At 50.4% G+C, this 16,096-nt stretch carries 15 protein-coding genes; 9 read left to right on the top strand and 6 right to left on the bottom strand.

The window, feature by feature from the left end; all coding sequences use genetic code 11:
- Window positions 1–164 precede the first annotated feature (164 nt).
- The 3 genes from SH449x_RS14945 (at window position 165) to SH449x_RS14935 (ending at window position 2,538) form a co-directional block, all read left to right on the top strand.
- Window positions 165–680 (top strand): TadE family protein, encoded by a 516-nt coding sequence (locus SH449x_RS14945; protein ID WP_482376874.1) that lies wholly within the window; start codon window positions 165–167, stop codon window positions 678–680.
- Between the two features lie 65 nt (window positions 681–745).
- Window positions 746–1,840, top strand: a complete 1,095-nt coding sequence (locus SH449x_RS14940) for a vWA domain-containing protein (protein ID WP_482376873.1) — start codon at window positions 746–748, stop codon at window positions 1,838–1,840.
- 38 nt (window positions 1,841–1,878) lie between these two features.
- A complete protein-coding gene (locus tag SH449x_RS14935) occupies window positions 1,879–2,538 on the top strand; it encodes a TadE/TadG family type IV pilus assembly protein (RefSeq protein WP_482376872.1) in 660 nt (219 codons plus the stop codon).
- Here the strand turns inward: SH449x_RS14935 and SH449x_RS14930 are convergent.
- The 5 genes from SH449x_RS14930 to SH449x_RS14910 form a co-directional block, all read right to left on the bottom strand.
- Complete coding sequence (locus tag SH449x_RS14930; protein ID WP_482376871.1) at window positions 2,533–3,357, bottom strand: phosphoadenylyl-sulfate reductase; 825 nt, start codon at window positions 3,355–3,357, stop codon at window positions 2,533–2,535. The genes SH449x_RS14935 and SH449x_RS14930 overlap by 6 nt on opposite strands.
- 106 nt (window positions 3,358–3,463) lie before the next feature.
- A complete protein-coding gene (locus SH449x_RS14925; protein WP_482376870.1) occupies window positions 3,464–4,357 on the bottom strand; it encodes a hypothetical protein in 894 nt (297 codons plus the stop codon).
- Window positions 4,358–4,359: 2 nt separating this feature from the next.
- Entirely contained in the window at window positions 4,360–7,608 is a 3,249-nt protein-coding gene (carB, locus tag SH449x_RS14920) for a carbamoyl-phosphate synthase large subunit (protein WP_482376869.1), read from the bottom strand.
- A 168-nt stretch (window positions 7,609–7,776) separates the two neighbouring features.
- Window positions 7,777–8,436, bottom strand: coding sequence for an HAD family hydrolase (locus SH449x_RS14915; RefSeq protein WP_482376868.1), 660 nt, complete (start codon window positions 8,434–8,436; stop codon window positions 7,777–7,779).
- A gap of 271 nt (window positions 8,437–8,707) precedes the next feature.
- Window positions 8,708–10,159, bottom strand: a complete 1,452-nt coding sequence (locus SH449x_RS14910; RefSeq protein WP_482376867.1) for a glucose-1-phosphate adenylyltransferase — start codon at window positions 10,157–10,159, stop codon at window positions 8,708–8,710.
- A gap of 39 nt (window positions 10,160–10,198) precedes the next feature.
- Here SH449x_RS14910 and SH449x_RS14905 point away from each other — a divergent pair, with 39 nt between their 5' ends.
- Complete coding sequence (locus tag SH449x_RS14905; protein ID WP_482376866.1) at window positions 10,199–11,329, top strand: M20/M25/M40 family metallo-hydrolase; 1,131 nt, start codon at window positions 10,199–10,201, stop codon at window positions 11,327–11,329.
- Window positions 11,330–11,337: 8 nt separating this feature from the next.
- Here SH449x_RS14905 and trmB read toward each other — a convergent pair whose 3' ends face one another.
- On the bottom strand, window positions 11,338–12,012 hold the full coding sequence (trmB, locus tag SH449x_RS14900) for a tRNA (guanosine(46)-N7)-methyltransferase TrmB (RefSeq protein ID WP_482376865.1): 675 nt from the start codon (window positions 12,010–12,012) through the stop codon (window positions 11,338–11,340).
- A 127-nt stretch (window positions 12,013–12,139) separates the two neighbouring features.
- Here trmB and SH449x_RS14895 point away from each other — a divergent pair, with 127 nt between their 5' ends.
- From SH449x_RS14895 to SH449x_RS14875, 5 genes are all read left to right on the top strand, one after another.
- Entirely contained in the window at window positions 12,140–13,468 is a 1,329-nt protein-coding gene (locus SH449x_RS14895; protein ID WP_482376864.1) for a Gfo/Idh/MocA family oxidoreductase, read from the top strand.
- Window positions 13,469–13,483: 15 nt separating this feature from the next.
- Entirely contained in the window at window positions 13,484–13,840 is a 357-nt protein-coding gene (locus tag SH449x_RS14890; protein WP_482376863.1) for a YbaB/EbfC family nucleoid-associated protein, read from the top strand.
- Between the two features lie 3 nt (window positions 13,841–13,843).
- Window positions 13,844–14,308, top strand: a complete 465-nt coding sequence (locus SH449x_RS14885; protein ID WP_482376862.1) for a tRNA (cytidine(34)-2'-O)-methyltransferase — start codon at window positions 13,844–13,846, stop codon at window positions 14,306–14,308.
- Window positions 14,309–14,692: 384 nt separating this feature from the next.
- Window positions 14,693–15,124, top strand: a complete 432-nt coding sequence (locus tag SH449x_RS14880; RefSeq protein WP_482376861.1) for a DUF1573 domain-containing protein — start codon at window positions 14,693–14,695, stop codon at window positions 15,122–15,124.
- The gene (locus tag SH449x_RS14875; protein WP_482376860.1) at window positions 15,106–16,029 is read left to right on the top strand and encodes a hypothetical protein; all 924 of its coding nucleotides are present in this window, start codon (window positions 15,106–15,108) and stop codon (window positions 16,027–16,029) included. The genes SH449x_RS14880 and SH449x_RS14875 overlap by 19 nt, the downstream gene beginning before the upstream one ends.
- The last annotated feature ends 67 nt before the right edge of the window (window positions 16,030–16,096 follow it).

Genomic DNA, 16,096 nt, shown 5'->3' with positions numbered 1-16,096 from the left:
TCGTACTAACTAGTTCTTATAAACTTAGAACTCTGCCAGTCCTCGGACATTGGACGCCTATAGCAGAAAGCTCATGATTGGATTGTAGCGATTAGTCGAATTGTTCGAAGGCACTTAGCCAAGTTTTGTGAGATCTGACTTTCCATTGATACGCTTCGAACTAGATGCAGACCTACGCTTCTCTGGAGACGCCCGTGCAACACGATGCTTTCCTCATTCCAGAAGTCTATACCAATTTTCCCACGACAACTTTCGCCATGAAGCTCGGTCCAGCAATTTGTTTGTCTCACAATCGATACAGATCGGGGGCTGCTATGGTCGAATTCGCCGTGGTATTACCTGTCTTGGTCCTGATTCTTCTAGGAACGATCGAGACCTGCACCATGATATTCCTCAGGCAGTCCTTGCTGATTGCCGCTTACGAGGGTGCTCGCGTCTCCATCGTACCGGAATCCAAAGAATCCGACGTTCGAAATGCGGCCACCCATCTGCTGAACCTCAGGAGAATCAAAAATGCTACCATCAAGGTCTCCCCTTCAGATATAGAAAAGGCCCCCTATGGCTCGTTCATTCGAGTCGAAGTGACCGCCCCATGCTCGCAAAACTCCGTCCTGCCTCTTCAGTTCTATGGCGGACGATCCCTCAAGGGAACCGTTGAAATGATGAAGGAGTTTGATTGATGTCATCCATGATTTCCACCCCAAGGAAATATCACCAAACTAGGCGACTTTTTAGGCGAAAACCTGTGGCTCGACGCGGGGCCGTGGTTCCGTTGTTGGCGGTCATGCTCCCCGTCTTGGTAATACTTTCGGCATTCGCGATCAACTTTGCCTACATACAGCTCAGCCGAACCCAAATGTACATCGCGTCCGATGCCGCTTCCCGAGCCGCTGGTCGAGAGTTCATGATCACGAACGACCAAGAGCTCGCAAAAGCAAAGGGTCGAGAGGCTGCGAACCGAAACCCTGTCGCTGGCAAACCACTTGAATTGACTAACAACGATTTTTCTTTTGGATCATCATCTCGCAACTCTCTCCAGCACCGATATAGCTTCCAATCCGGTGGAATACGTCCCAATGCTGTCGAAGTTACCGCGAGAAGAACGGTCGATTCACCGAACGGTCCTCTACCAATGCTGATTCCCAACCCCTTCACGGGAGTCGTTCAATCGCAACAGACATCACGATCTAATCAAATTGAAGTCGATGTGGCGCTGGTCATCGATCGATCCGGCTCCATGGCTTATGCGGACAACGAACCTGCGGTGTATCCACCATTGCCTGCTGCTGCTCCCGAGGGATGGTTCTTTGATGGCCCCGCTCCCACTCCCAGCCGATGGCGGGATGCCGTCCGCGCGGTCGATGTATTTATAGCAGAACTCGAAGCTTCACCGATGCAAGAGCTGGTATCCCTAACGACATACAATGCAAAGGCAAAGCTCGATGTTCCCCTAACAAATCAATACTCCGAAATTCGCAAAGCCCTAGATTCCTATTCGGCCTACTATACCTCTGGCGAGACCAGTATTGGTGGAGGAATTCACGGTGGAAGAATGGCTTTGGAATCTCATATGGCTCGCCCTTTTGCAGCCAAGGTTATGATCGTTTTGACAGATGGGATTGATACGGTTGGAAGTAACCCTGTTTTCGCGGCAGAAAAAGCAAGCGATGATGAGATCATGATTTTCTCGATAACCTTTGCTCAAGAGGCTGACCAAAACACCATGAGAGAGGTTGCTAAGGTCGGTAGAGGAAAACACTACCATGCCGCATCAGGGGCCAGCTTAGCCACAATCTTTCGCGATATTGCAAGACAGCTACCAATCCTTATTTCTAGATAACTTTAACCATAAAACGATTTCATCTCTGCAGGACCATAATGACCCGACATTCGAACAGAGTTCTTGCAAATCGACTCGGTGCCCATACCGTCGAATTTGCGATGGTACTTCCTATCATCATGCTGTTTGTCATGGCTGGAATCGAGTTTGCTCGACTCAACCTACTGCGACATGTTGTCGAAAACGCCTCCTACGAAGCTGCTCGGCATGTTATCGTGCCAGGTGCCAATACCAACGAGGCTGAACAGGTAGCGTCAAAGATGTTGGGCTTACTCGGTGCGAAAGGCGCGACCATAACCGTCAGTCCTTCTCCCATCCTCGAGGAGACGACCGAGGTTTCGGTAAAGGTCGTCCTACCTGCGGCTGGCAACCTATGGTTAGCAGGCCGCTTTGCGCAAAATTTGTCTATTCAATCCGAAACCAAACTACTCACCGAACGAGGCCCCATCCATCAAATCAAAGTCGTGGAACAAATCCCACCTGCCCCTGAACCAACACCTAACCCTACACCCGAACCTCCCCCGTCACCAGAACCTACGCCCTCTCCGACGCCGGCCCCAAGTCCCGAACCTACTCCTCCTCCGCCACCACCACCTGCGCCCAATCCAACTCCTGCGCCGCCACCACCACCGCCTGCGCCCAATCCAACTCCTAAGCCGCCACCACCGCCGCCATCCAAACCGAAGATCGGCTTATAAATTGGTGGTTAATGGTGCCTGTGGTGGTTCATCGTCCGTGTGCAAACCGCATTCTTTCTTTTCCGTTCCACTCCAGCGACCCGCTCGGTCATCCTCTCCCGCAACGGTTGCTCGCGTGCACGGCCAGCAACCGATGCTCTGATAATCTTGATCGTGAAGAGGGTTGTACGGAATGCCTCGATCAAAGATACGATTCCACACAAGCTTCTTAGTCCAATTCGCAAGAGGGCTAATCTTGACTAAATGGAACTTGCGATCCCAACCCACAATGGGAGCTCGAGCACGATCGGGGCTTTGATCGCGACGTATCGCACTCGCCCACGCATGCCGCCCTAATGCGGCGCGACTCAACACTTTTAGTTTGCGATCAAAACAGCATTGATTGGGATTCGAAATATAAAGAGGCCCACCGTGGATTCGTTCATACTCCTCTACCGTATGCTCTGGTTTCAACAGATCTACTGCGATCCCGTAACGCTCAAGTACTTTCTCTCGCAGTTCGAGAGTCTCCTGAAACTGGTATCCCGTATCCAAGTTAAAAACGTAAGTCGAGGGGGAGATTCGGGAAAGCATCTCCAAAATAACCATCCCCTCAGGACCAAACGCAGTCGCCATAGTGAACTTGTCACCAAATCTATCTATGGCCCACGTCAAAATCTCTTCCGGTTTCGCTTTCTCTAACCGATCGCTGGTCTGCTTTAGTTCCTCGAGCAACTCCGGAGTCGGATACAATGGAGGATCTGCCGCTAGCGAACCTCTCGGCCCACTCGGTTCTTCCCATTCTCCTGAACCATGAAGTACGCGGGGACGATCGGTCAAAATCTTTTACCAGTCAACTTAACGAAACGAAACAAAAAGGATTACTCAATGATGTCCTTTGCTGACATCTCCATTGCGAAAATATACCGATTTCCCTGTTGATGGGTCAATTGGACGCAAGCATCTTTCCCAATGCCTGCATTGCAATGTGCCATTCCGGCCGGGTTGTCAAATAAGTCTCCCACCAATCAAGTAACGTAGGGACCAGTCGTTCATGTAGGTCCCACCCCTGAGGCACCGGAATGTGCCAATTTTCAATCGCCAACGCTACGTTATCCTCAGAACATGCGCTGATTTCCAGCACTTGAGCTGCTGCCAATATCGGTGGCAACATCGCAAAGGGACCTACGGAATGCAGTAATGATGTGCCAAGCAATTCGCTAAATCGCGGTAACTCCAACTGAACTTGTGATACCAACCAACCCAACCGTACAACCTCCGGGATTTCTACCATGGGATTGGTAAGCATAGCTTCGATGCGAACCAAATTATTCTCGATGTGAGACCATCCGTACCCTCCGATGATCGGTTGCATGGGTATCACTCTTACCTCATCCGGCAATAAAGACTTGTCCGTCATGCGCCCCAAATGAGCCATTAAACCTTGTCCATAACCTAGCCATTGCTCCTGCAACGGTCTCATTCGCAATCCGACTTGCTCGTCATGCTTCGGGAACATCTGATTAAAGGCAGCCTCAATATCTGTGATGTGTCCTGCCAATGTGTTCATCACCGAGCTGGCTTCGAACACACCACACTTAAGCAACGCGGTTTGAGCTAGCTCATAATTGGGACCTATGTCGGCTGCGGTTGCGATGAGTCGATACCAGAACATCCGTGTATCAGGTAGCTTGGGCCCAATCAATTGATCGATGCTACTAGCGAAACGACCGAGCGATTCCAACACCCCAGGATCGACTACCTGCGTGGGAAGCTTAGCGCACATCTCACCCGCATGAAGTGCGCTAACTGAAGCATTTGCTACCCAATGCAGTCGCATGTCTAGTCCGCAAATCTTTCTTGGAGCGAGAGCACCTCCATCGACTTGTCTCGAGCTGACGAGATCGCTGCAATAGCGATACTCGCTGCGGAGACTGTTGTAATACACGGAACACCGAACTGCACCGCAGCAGCTCGAATCCGCCCTTCATCGGTTCTGGCTCCCTTGCCATTGGGGGTGTTGATGATCAACGATACTTCGCCGTTCTTGAGGTAATCGATCAAGTTCGGATTTCCTTCGGCTAGCTTCTTGATCGGAGTGATCGGAATACCTCCGCGTTGAACTTCAGCACTGGTGCCCGCCGTTCCCAACAATTTGTAACCCATCTCATGCAATTGCTTCGCCATCTCGACGACACCTTTTCGATGACGCGATGAAAGGCTTAGGAATACGTTGCCCGATGTTGGTAACACGACACCGGCAGCTATTTGGCTCTTGTTAAACGCAATGGCAAAGTCGTCACTAACACCCATCACTTCGCCTGTACTACGCATTTCTGGACCTAGAACAATGTCCACCCCAGCAAACTTTCGGAACGGGAACACCGCTTCCTTTACGGACACACTTTTTGGTATAGGCTCGGAAAGAATTCCAAGATCTCGAAGCTTCTCACCAACCATGACCTTGGCTGCTATCTTGGCTACAGGAGTCCCTGTGGCTTTAGCAACGAACGGAACGGTACGGCTGGCCCGAGGGTTGACCTCGAGCACGTACACCACCGAGATGCCGTTCTCTTCTTTGATGGCGAACTGGACATTCATCAAACCAACGACATTGAGTCGCTTTGCCATCGCTACCGTAGCAGCCCGAATCTCATCTAGTACGCTCTTTCCCAATTGGAACGGTGGAATCACACAAGCCGAATCACCGGAGTGAACACCAGCTTCCTCAATGTGCTCCATGATTCCCATGATGATGACATCCGTTCCGTCGGAAACCGCGTCGACATCAACCTCGGTCGCATCCTCTAAGAATCGATCTATCAATACAGGCTGCCCCTGGGCTACTACGAAGGCTTCCGCCACGAATCGTTCAAACTGCGCGTTGTCATAACAAATCTCCATAGCCCGACCACCGAGAACAAAGCTTGGTCGCACCAAACAAGGAAAGCCAATCTTTTGCACTTCGGAACGCGCTTGCGCCATCGTTCTTACTATTCCGTTGGCTGGTTGTTTGAGGTGCAGCTCATGGAGTAGCTTTTGAAACTTCTCTCGATCCTCAGCATCCTCGATGGTTTCTACACTGGTACCAACGATCGGCACACCAGCGTCGGACAACGCTCGCGCTAAATTAAGTGGTGTCTGTCCACCAAACTGAACGATAACCCCGTCGGGCTGAACCGCTTCGAATATGTTCAGCACGTCCTCGGTCGTTAATGGCTCAAAAAACAATAGATCACTGGTATCGTAATCGGTGCTGACTGTCTCAGGATTGCTATTCACCATGATGGACTCAATGCCGAGCTCTCTCATGGCGTAGCTCGCGTGACAGCAGCAATAATCGAACTCAATCCCTTGTCCGATGCGGTTGGGTCCACCGCCCAAAATCATAATTCGCTTCTTGTTCCCTTTCGGTGGAGCCTCGCACTCGGATTCATAGGTGCTGTAGTAATAGGGCGTGTACGCTTCGAACTCTGCCGCGCACGTATCAACCGCTTTAAAGGTTGCGACTACACCCAGCGATTTTCGCCATTGTCGAACTTCTAAGTCATCACTTCCGAGCATCGTAGCAAGCTGTCGATCGGAAAAGCCCATCTGCTTGGCTTCGCGCAAAGTCGCCTTGTCGACTGCTGCTAAACTACCCAGCGATCGAAGATGATTCTCCATCTCCACGATCTCAGACAATTGGTCCAGGAACCATCGATCGATCTTGGTAATCTCAAAGATCTCATCAATGCTCATCCCATGCAACATGGCATACCGCAAATGCCAAACACGCTCTGCATTAGGGCGCGATAGCTTGCTGACAATTTCTTCATCATCAGGACGTTTGTCATCGGTGTACCAAAGATCCTTGCTATCGGATCCGAATCCGAACGCACCAACCTCGAGTCCTCGGAGTGCTTTCTGAAATGACTCCTTAAAGGTGCGACCGATCGCCATGGTCTCACCAACGCTCTTCATCTGAGTCGTTAGGGTAGAGTCCGCTTCCGGGAATTTTTCAAACGCAAAGCGAGGAATCTTAGTCACCACGTAGTCGATGGTTGGCTCAAAGCACGCCTGCGTTTTACGCGTAATATCGTTCTGCAATTCCCAGAGTCTAAACCCTACTGCCAGCTTGGCTGCAATCTTCGCGATGGGAAAACCAGTCGCCTTGCTCGCCAAGGCACTCGATCGGCTTACTCGCGGGTTCATCTCGATTACAATCATGCGTCCCGTGTCAGGATTGATCGCGAACTGAATATTCGACCCTCCGGTCTCGACTCCAATTTCGCGAATGATCGCAAGACTCGCATCGCGCATACGTTGATACTCTTTGTCGGTCAACGTTTGGGCTGGAGCGACCGTAATAGAGTCGCCGGTATGCACTCCCATGGGATCGAAGTTCTCGATCGAACAGATGATGACCACGTTATCGTCGACATCGCGCATCACCTCCATCTCATACTCTTTCCACCCTATGATCGATTCTTCGATAAGGACTTCAGAGATAGGGGAAAGCGACAAGCCATTCTGAACCAAGCCTTCGAAATCGTCTCGGTTGTAAGCTATTGCTGAACCGCTGCCCCCCATGGTGAAACTGGGTCTCACGACGCACGGCAGGCCGACTTCGGGTAGAGCCTTGCGAGCTTCGTCCATCGTGTGGACGATGACCCCTTTGCACACTTCTTGGCCTATTTTTTCCATCGCGGCTTTGAAAGCGTCGCGAGCCTCGGCCTTGTGAATGACGGCTGGATTCGCACCTATCATTTCACACTTGTATTTTTCCAAGACCCCCTCTCGGTCCAGTTCCATGGCGATATTGAGCGCCGTCTGCCCACCTAGAGTGGGTAAAATCGCGTCTGGTCGCTCCCGTTCTATGACTTTTTCGACGATCTCCCACGTCAATGGCTCGATGTAAGTCCGTTCTGCCGTCCCAGGGTCGGTCATAATGGTGGCAGGATTGCTGTTAACCAGCACAACCTCAAAGCCTTCTTCACGAAGAGCTTTGCACGCCTGCGTTCCTGAGTAGTCAAACTCGCATGCCTGACCAATCACAATGGGGCCAGATCCGATAAGAAGAATCTTTTTGATATCAGTCCGCTTCGGCACGGTTTAACCTAAAAAATATGGGAAATACGAGGTGCTGTAGCCACTCCGCTCCCGACTTCCAGATTTACCTGCTGCCTAGTTTGTCCGAATTGCCGAGAACCCTTTTGGGGTGGCCAAAATTCCACAAACCTTAGCATGGATCGCCTGCCTTTGGTAGGCTAAACCAATTTATCGCGTTAGAAGCGTGGTCAGCCTTTCATCTTCTAGTGATTTGCCTAGGAACTTGGCTCCGCTAAAGTCCCCTCCCTCGGTATGCTCGTTCGGTACCGAAACGACATAGGCCCCTGCTGCGACACCGGCTCGTGTTCCGTTGGGACTGTCCTCTAGTACCAACATCGTGGCCACCGCTACTCTCATTCTTCGGGCTGATTCCTGGTAGATATCGGGATATGGTTTCCCCCTCGGAACATCCGCCGCCGTCAAGACGAAATCGAATCGCTCCAATACTCCTACCTGTCCCAATGCTCGCTCCGCAAATCCTCGCGAAGAACTCGTTGCTACGCATTTCGGCAACTTTAAGGAATCTACTAGATCCAACAATTCTGTCGCCCCTCTCATTAGCTTCAACCTACTCGGCAAAATCTCTTCGAAGATCACAAGTGTCTCTTCGTGCAACTCCTGCCAAGTTTCCGTGAGTGATTCCGCCTCGATCAAGACTCCAAAAGCTTGCGGTGCAGGCAAACCTATCATTCTTTTCCTCACGGTATCTCGATAGGGCTTGCCTCTGCGTTGCATAAGGATCTCTCCTACTTCGTTGTAGAGATCCTCCGTATTGAGCAACAACCCGTCCATGTCAAAGGCTACGGCATCGATTTTTGTGGATAACATGTTGCTTGTTTGATCCTTCCTGTTTTCTCGCTGGCTAGCTACCAACATCCTCAACTTCGATGTTCAAAAGCTGCTGGTTCACAACCAACTTTTGACAGCGATTCTTTCATCCTACAACATGTTATCCACAGCGGTTTCTAGCCGTTTCTTCCAAGATTTTTCTTGACTAAACGCAGTTTGAGGCAACCGAACTAACAGTTTTACGCCTCGTACTACTACTACAACATAGATATAGTTCTATACGTATCTAGAGGAAGACACCGTTACCCACTCACATGGTCCAACCATCGGACAGAGTCGCATCTTTCGAGACGATAGGAATTCCATCTCGGATGTAGCATGGATCGAATTCATCCGATTCCGTTATGCTCAAGCGATTGGTGACTTGGACGTGACGACCTATGCGACAGTTTTTGTCCAGGATAGCGCCGTCAATCAAGCTCCCCGCTCCGATTCCACAAGGGACTTTTCCTTCGGCGATAAGCTTGGCTACGTCTTCGTCGGCTTCTAGGTAGTCACTTCCCATGACGATGCTGTTCTTGATCGTGACCCCTTCTCCGATAATGCATCGCAGGCCGATGACGCTGTTCTCGATTCGGGTCCCTTTTCCAATGCGGCAACCGTCAGCCAAGAGGGAATTGGAAATGTGTGCACCGTCGACGACCGATGGGGGCAGGAATCGAGCGCGGCTAAAAACTGGCCTATCGGCATCAAACAAGTTGAAAGGAGGCGAGTTTTGGCTTAGCGAAAGATTCGCGTCATAGAAAGCCTTGATCGTCCCGATGTCTTCCCAGTAATCATCGTAGAGGTGAACCTGAACATTGCGAGAACGAATAGCCGCAGGGAAAACTTCTTTGCCAAAGTCGCTGTAGTTGGTTTTGTTGAGAACGTCGAAGAGCAGTTCTTTGTTGAAGATGTAAAGGCCCATGCTGGCCAGACAGTCCCGGCCTTGAGCTTTGATGCCACGAGCATCGATCCAGGAAGGCTCGGTAGCCACCATATCGATTTCTTCATTGGTCTTGGGCTTTTCTAGAAAGCCTGTAACACGACCGGTGTCGTCGCAACGCATAACGCCCAAAGCATGAGCCTCCGAGCGAGCGACCGGCTTAGCAGCAATGGTGACATCAGCATTGGTCTGAATATGGGTTTCGAGCATCTTGGCGTAGTCCATGCGGTATAGCTGGTCTCCGCTGAGAATTAAGACGTACTTGCAGTCTTTTTCGTCGAAGTAACGAAGGTTCTTGCGAACAGCATCCGCGGTTCCCTCGAACCATTCGGTCCCACCCTCCATCGTCTGCTGGGCAGCCAAAAGCTCGACGAAACCACCACTGAAATTGTCAAAACGGTAGGTCTGACGAATGTGCTGGTGTAAAGAAACGCTCAAAAATTGCGTAACAACATAAATTTGATTAATGCCGCTGTGCAAGCAATTACTGATAGGAATGTCGATGAGTCGATACTTTCCGGCCAGGGGAACTGCTGGTTTGGCTCGGATTTTGGTAAGGGGGAATAATCGAGTACCGCGGCCGCCGCCGAGGATGAGCGAAATGACTTGACGCATATTGTTCATGGTTGAGCCTCGAGTTAAAGGAATCGTTACCGCTAAGGATACCGCAATAGGAATGGTCAGGACAGCAGACCGGGCGGTCGATAGAATGAACAAACCGAGGTTTTTCCCAAGAACCAAGGAAGTGACCGCCAGCAAGTAGGCGGTTAGGGGCACATTTAGCTTAAGAAAAATAGATTCCGAAGACCAGGATATATGTCACAAAGATTAAACCGGGCCATAGAACTGACTCAGCGATTGGTGAGTTTTCCCACGGTTAGCGACCGAAGCAACGTCGAGGTGAGTCAATTCGTGGCCGACACCCTATCCAAGATCGGGTTTTCTATTGAATGGTTGACCTATGACGATGATCAGAAGGTCCCCAAGGTTTGCGTCGTAGCCAAGAGAGGCCAAGGGACAGGTGGCGTGGCGTATCTAGCGCACACCGATGTGGTCCCGGCGGAGGACTGGGAGCCGGATTTCTGCGGAGCCTTTGAAGGGACGGAACGAGACTCGAGGCTCTACGGGCGAGGTACCTGCGATATGAAAGGCTCGCTAGCCGCTGCGATTACGGCAGCGGAGAACGTATCGAGCGAGCAACCACTGTATTTCGTGGTTACGAGCGACGAAGAGGTAGGCATGCGAGGAGCTTCCTACGTGAACAGTCACTCCAAGCTTTTTGAGGAGATGGTCGAGAACGACACGATGGGCATTGTTGGTGAACCTACAGAATTGCAGGTTATCCATGCCCACAAGGGAGCAGAAAGCTTTGCCATAGTCGCCAAAGGTGTTAGTGCCCACACCAGTACCAACGGAGGAGTGAACGCGAACTACAAGCTAATCCCAGCCTTGAACCGGCTGCTAGAGCTAAGAAACCATTCTGAGGAAAGCTCGCAGTACCACGATAAAGATTTTGATCCACCCACCCTGTCGTGGAATATGACCATTAGCAACGAACCAGAAGCGGTGAACGTCACCACATCGATGGCCAAGCTAAACAACTTTTTCCGGGCGATGCCAGCCGTCGACCATCAACCACTTCTGGCGGAGATTAGAAAGATCACCGAGCAATTCGGCTTGGAGTACCGAACGAAGTATTCGGCTCGCCCCTGGGGGGTGGATCCAAGCAGCAGCTTTGTAGCGAAGATGCTAGAACTAGCCGGGCAAGCGAAATCTTATTCGGTGTGTTACGCTACGGACGCAGGAGTTCTACAACGCTTGAATCGAATGGTGGTTTGTGGACCTGGTAGCATTCAGCAAGCTCACCGATGTGACGAGTGGATAAGCTTGGAGCAATTGAATCGGGGAGTAGAGCTCTACGAAAAAGCGTTTTTAACGCGGTGGTAAGAAATCTTCTAAGAAGGTCGTTTGCTATAGCGGCTGCGATAAACGGGCAACCCGTTCCTTCGCGTACGTCGCTCAAAGTGGGTACGATAATCCATATCGTGTTTCGCTTCGGGAGTGTCAACAAAAAACGGGCCATCGAGTGTGGTCACTTGATCGATCAATTCGAGGGTTAGTTCGTAGTAGTCTAGAACGTCGGTCCAAAAGTGGAGTTCACCATTGGGCTTGAGAATACGTTCGATGTTCTGGAGGCTCTGTTCGTTGAGGACGCGGCGCTTCTTATGCTTGGCCTTCCACCAAGGGTCAGGGAAGTAGACATGAACAGCGTCGATGCTGGCATCCGGAACGTCTTGATCGATCACGGCGACGGCATTGCAAGCGTAGAAACGGACGTTGGTTAGGTTTTGCCTTTCGACCTTGGACTGGCAATCCCAAGCGTATTTGGCGGCCAATTCCAAACCCACAAATCGTATGTTCGGTCGTTCATGACACTGATTGAGCAGAAATAGACCTTTGCCAGAGCCGATCTCTAGTTCAACTTTTGGGGCACCGGAGATCCACTCACGAAACGAGCCTTCGTCTTCGTCGCGGAAATAGCGACCCCGCATTTCGGGCATGTCATCGAGATCGATTTGGTCGTCTAAAAGAGGAAAATCGTCCCCTTCGCTTCCGCTGTCTTGTTGCATATGAGTTGGCTTGAGTTATAACCGAGTGAGACAAGCTTTGCCGAAACACCAAAGAATAGAACATTTGAAGGAATTTTGTAGCCTTTAATCCCACCGCTTTCCTCCCTCCTATCGAGAATTACAGATCATGGATAAAGTTCCAACCTCGCAACAGTCCAACTCTTCGACCGAATCTACACCCAAAGCAGCCGATCGCCGATCCTTTTTGAAATCGACAGCAGTTGTCGGAGGAGCAGCCGCTGTCAGCAACTCCGCTTTCTTGGCTAGGTCGGCCCATGCGGCGGGAAGCGACATTATCAAGGTCGGGCTAATCGGTTGTGGTGGGCGAGGAAGCGGAGCAGCCAAGGACGCGATGACTGCCGATCCCGGCTGTCGATTGACGGCCATTGCAGACGTATTTTACGAACGCATGAACGATGGGAAGAGAAATCTAAGTAAGTCCTTGGGAGATCAATATGCGGTAACAGACGACCAGAGCTTTTCTGGTTGGGAATGCTTGGACCAAATATTGGCAACGGACATCGATGTCGTTTTGTTGGCCACACCACCAGGATTCCGGCCAGCTCAGATGGAGGCTGCGGTCAAAGCCGGGAAGCACGTGTTTTGCGAAAAGCCAGTCGCCGTCGACCCAGTAGGTGTTCGCCGAGTTATGGCCGCTTGTGAAATGGCCAAAGAAAAAGGACTGAGTGTCGTATCTGGTTTGTGTTGGCGATATGACTTGGGTGTCAAGGCGACGATGGAGCAGATTTTTTCAGGAGCCATCGGTGAGATCGTCACGATCCAAGAAAACTATTTGACTGGAACCCTCTGGTCGCGAGTTCCCAAGCCCGAGTGGACACCGATGCACAATCAAGTCCTCAACTGGCTTTATTACAAGTGGTTGAGCGGTGATCATATCGTTGAGCAATTTATCCACTCGCTGGACAAGGCTATGTGGTTGCACAACGACGTGCCACCAGTGAAGTGCTATGGCATGGGAGGTCGCCAAGTAAGAACCGACCCTAAGTTTGGCGACATCTATGACCACTTTTCGATCGTCTACGAATGGGAAGATGGTACTCGTTGTTTTGCCGCCACAAGACAAATGTCGGAATGCTTTAGCGAGACCGAGGACTATGTATTTGGAACCAAAGGGACCGCAAAGGTATTAGCGAACTCTATCAAAGGTGAGACCAACTGGAGATACGAAGGAAAGAAACCTAGCATGTACGAACTCGAGCACGTAGCATTGATGAATTCCATTCGCCGAGGAGAAGGCTTGAACAATGGCGACTACATGAGCAAGAGTACGCTCATGGCCATTATGGGTAGAGAGGCAGCTTACTCCGGACAAGTGATTACTTGGAAGGATGCGATGGAAAGCGACATGAAGCTGGGGCCAGATAGTATGGCCTGGGGAGAAGCTCCAGAAGTCGTCGTACCTATGCCCGGTCGTTATCGTTTCATCGAAGATTAAAGACTAAGTCTCTTTATGTTTAAGAATATCACGCAGTTTGCGAGTGCCATGAAGAACCTGTCCCAATTAGGGCCGCAGGTTCAAGTGATGCAGGAAAAATTAGAAGTAGCCAGGGTCTATGGATCGAGCTACGACATTCTCGGTACCGTCCATGTCGAGATGTCAGGGCTGGGTGTTGTCGTAAACACGAGTATCTCGACGACGTTGTTAGAATCCGGGCATCAGGAGCTAACGCAGCGATTAGTGACAGAAGCCATGAATGAAGCCAATCGCAAGGCGAAAGAATTGCATGTTTCAGCCATTCGCGATTTAACGGGAGGAGCAGAACTGATTCCTGGCTTCAACGACATGCTCAAAAATATCACGGGGTAGCGATTGAGTTCGGAACCCACGTTGAACATCGTCCTATTTCAGCCCGAGATACCTCAGAATACGGGAAACATAGGTAGAACTTGCGTCTCGTTGAATGCCAAGCTTTGGATCGTCAGACCAACTGGATTTCGAATCGACGAGAAACAGGTTCAGCGAGCCGGTTTAGACTACTGGCAGCATCTCAATTGGCAAGCGGTTGACTCGTGGCAACATCTACTGCCCTACTTGGATGAAACCAGATTGTGGTTGTTCACCAAGTTTGGGACGACCAACTATACGTCGGTTCAATATCAACGGGGCGATTGGCTACTGTTTGGCAGCGAGACCAGCGGGTTACCGCAGTCCATTCGTTCCCAGTACGAAAGCCAGTGCGTTTCTTTGCCGATGATCGGCCCGGTGAGAAGTCTCAACCTTTCTGTGTCGGTAGGGATAGGGGCCTACGAGGCTTACCGACAAATCGCTAGCTAATGCTGATAGTTTGACAACCAAATAGTTTCATGGCTATTTGGCCGAAAAGGGCAAAAGAACTAAATTTACCCGCTCGCTTTTGGCTGAGCGAGTAAGTCGGTTCCTAGCAGCTCTCGAGCGTGAAAGAGGAACGTGCAGTCACTCGAACTACCCAGAAGCAAATTGCTTTCCGAGTATTGGGGACGGAAGAAGCCGCTGGGCGATACCAGATACGAAGAGCGGCAACTTGAATAGGCAATGGTTACTTTCGTTCTCTGTAGCCCCATCACAACTTTTCAAATTTCTTTTTGGAATTTTCTTGACTCGTTTACGAAATCGCTTAGAACTTGGGGAACGGTGAAGAATTCTAATTTCTAGATCAAGGTGCCCTATGCCCTATGCCCTATGCCCTATCGTTCTGCGATTCTTCTGCTATGCGGTGTGATCGTTGGCTGTGATAGAAGAGAACATTTAACGAATGCGGTCACACTCGGGCCGGGTACTTCTGTTGAAGAAACAGTGATTCGATCCTCGCGTAAGAAACTGGAAATCTCCGATTCTTTAAGCTCCGCAAAACTCGATCTTGGGGTGTTCGAATCTGGAAAAAGAATTCCCTTCGCCATAGAGCTCGTAAACAAAACTGCGCAGGATATCACTATAAGAGATGTCGGAAGCAGTTGCGGTTGCGTTGGAGCAAAGGTGGATAGCGCGGACTTTTCTGCTGGCTCAACAGTTGTGCTTGAGCTGAAAGTGGATTTCGCGGACGGGGTATTCGAACGGGCTGTTCATCTGTCGCTCGTCGAATTCGGAGAGATGTTATGCTATTCGTTACATTGATTTGGTTGTTTGCTGGGCAGGTGGGAACGGGAGATGATTTCAACTCACTTCTCGCCGCCTACCTGATGAAGTACGAGGATTACTACGATAGAGACTACGCTTATCGATATCGCGGCGAAATTTGGTTTGAATCGCCAGATTTAGAAGATCCTCGTCTTCACGAACGACTTCAGATAGTAACGGGAGTCGTCATGGTTTCTCATTCTCGAAATTTCCGCTATGTCGCGATGAAGGAAGAAGAACCGGAATTGTATCCGTTTCCTCTTTGGAAGGAGGAGTTGACCTATCAAAAAAAATTTTGGAGGAAGTTCTATCGCCCTTCCAGAGATTATGACGTAGACGTGTCTCCTAGTTCGACCGAGGAAGAAAAGATAATAGCCGCAAGTCATCTACCACAATTCCATCCTCACGCATTGGCACTCACCGGTGCCAGTTCAGTAGCTGGAAAACGGACTGATATGAGCGCACTTATCAAAAGTGTGATACGGAAACGAAAGCTAATTGATTCTATCGTCTTGCCCAACGGACAACGCCGAGAAACGTGGGGTGGGGACGGCAACGGAGTGCGAGAGTTGATTGATTTCTCCGACGGCGATGAGCTTCCCGTACGCAGTGAAGTCGTGATCCCGGAGCTGCTGGCGATTGATCCTTCTGCTAAGCATGTCACATTAACAAAGTGGAAAAAATTGGACGATCTTGACGTGCCATATCAGTTTGCTCTCTCTAGTAAAGAAGGCAAAAACGTATGCGAGTACAAGCTTGAGGTTGAAATTCTCAGCAAGGAGAAGCTGTCTGAAAAGCTAAAAAGCTCCGACCCTGCGAAGATCATACCTTTGAAGGGAACGCGTTGGTGGGATGAGTATAACAGTTGGTTTCCGAAAAGTGCTGAAGATGAGGCAAAATGAGGCCAGGAGATATTTCGAAGCCCACCATCATTGGCTAGCATTTTTAGCGGCCCGGCTTAAGCTCGAA

It is taken from the genome of Brakhagea baltica (genome assembly GCF_052161605.1).
Lineage (GTDB): Bacteria > Planctomycetota > Planctomycetia > Pirellulales > Pirellulaceae > JBKCUI01.
This window is presented reverse-complemented; position numbering and strand designations above follow the sequence as displayed.

Coding starts and splice junctions, on each gene's coding strand:
- SH449x_RS14945 (WP_482376874.1), top strand. CDS start 165: ATGCAGACCTACGCTTCTCTGGAGACGCCCGTGCAACACGATGCTTTC.
- SH449x_RS14935 (WP_482376872.1), top strand. CDS start 1,879: ATGACCCGACATTCGAACAGAGTTCTTGCAAATCGACTCGGTGCCCAT.
- SH449x_RS14925 (WP_482376870.1), bottom strand. CDS start 4,357: ATGCGACTGCATTGGGTAGCAAATGCTTCAGTTAGCGCACTTCATGCG.
- SH449x_RS14915 (WP_482376868.1), bottom strand. CDS start 8,436: ATGTTATCCACAAAAATCGATGCCGTAGCCTTTGACATGGACGGGTTG.
- SH449x_RS14905 (WP_482376866.1), top strand. CDS start 10,199: ATGTCACAAAGATTAAACCGGGCCATAGAACTGACTCAGCGATTGGTG.
- trmB (WP_482376865.1), bottom strand. CDS start 12,012: ATGCAACAAGACAGCGGAAGCGAAGGGGACGATTTTCCTCTTTTAGAC.
- SH449x_RS14895 (WP_482376864.1), top strand. CDS start 12,140: ATGGATAAAGTTCCAACCTCGCAACAGTCCAACTCTTCGACCGAATCT.
- SH449x_RS14890 (WP_482376863.1), top strand. CDS start 13,484: ATGTTTAAGAATATCACGCAGTTTGCGAGTGCCATGAAGAACCTGTCC.
- SH449x_RS14880 (WP_482376861.1), top strand. CDS start 14,693: ATGCCCTATCGTTCTGCGATTCTTCTGCTATGCGGTGTGATCGTTGGC.
- SH449x_RS14875 (WP_482376860.1), top strand. CDS start 15,106: ATGCTATTCGTTACATTGATTTGGTTGTTTGCTGGGCAGGTGGGAACG.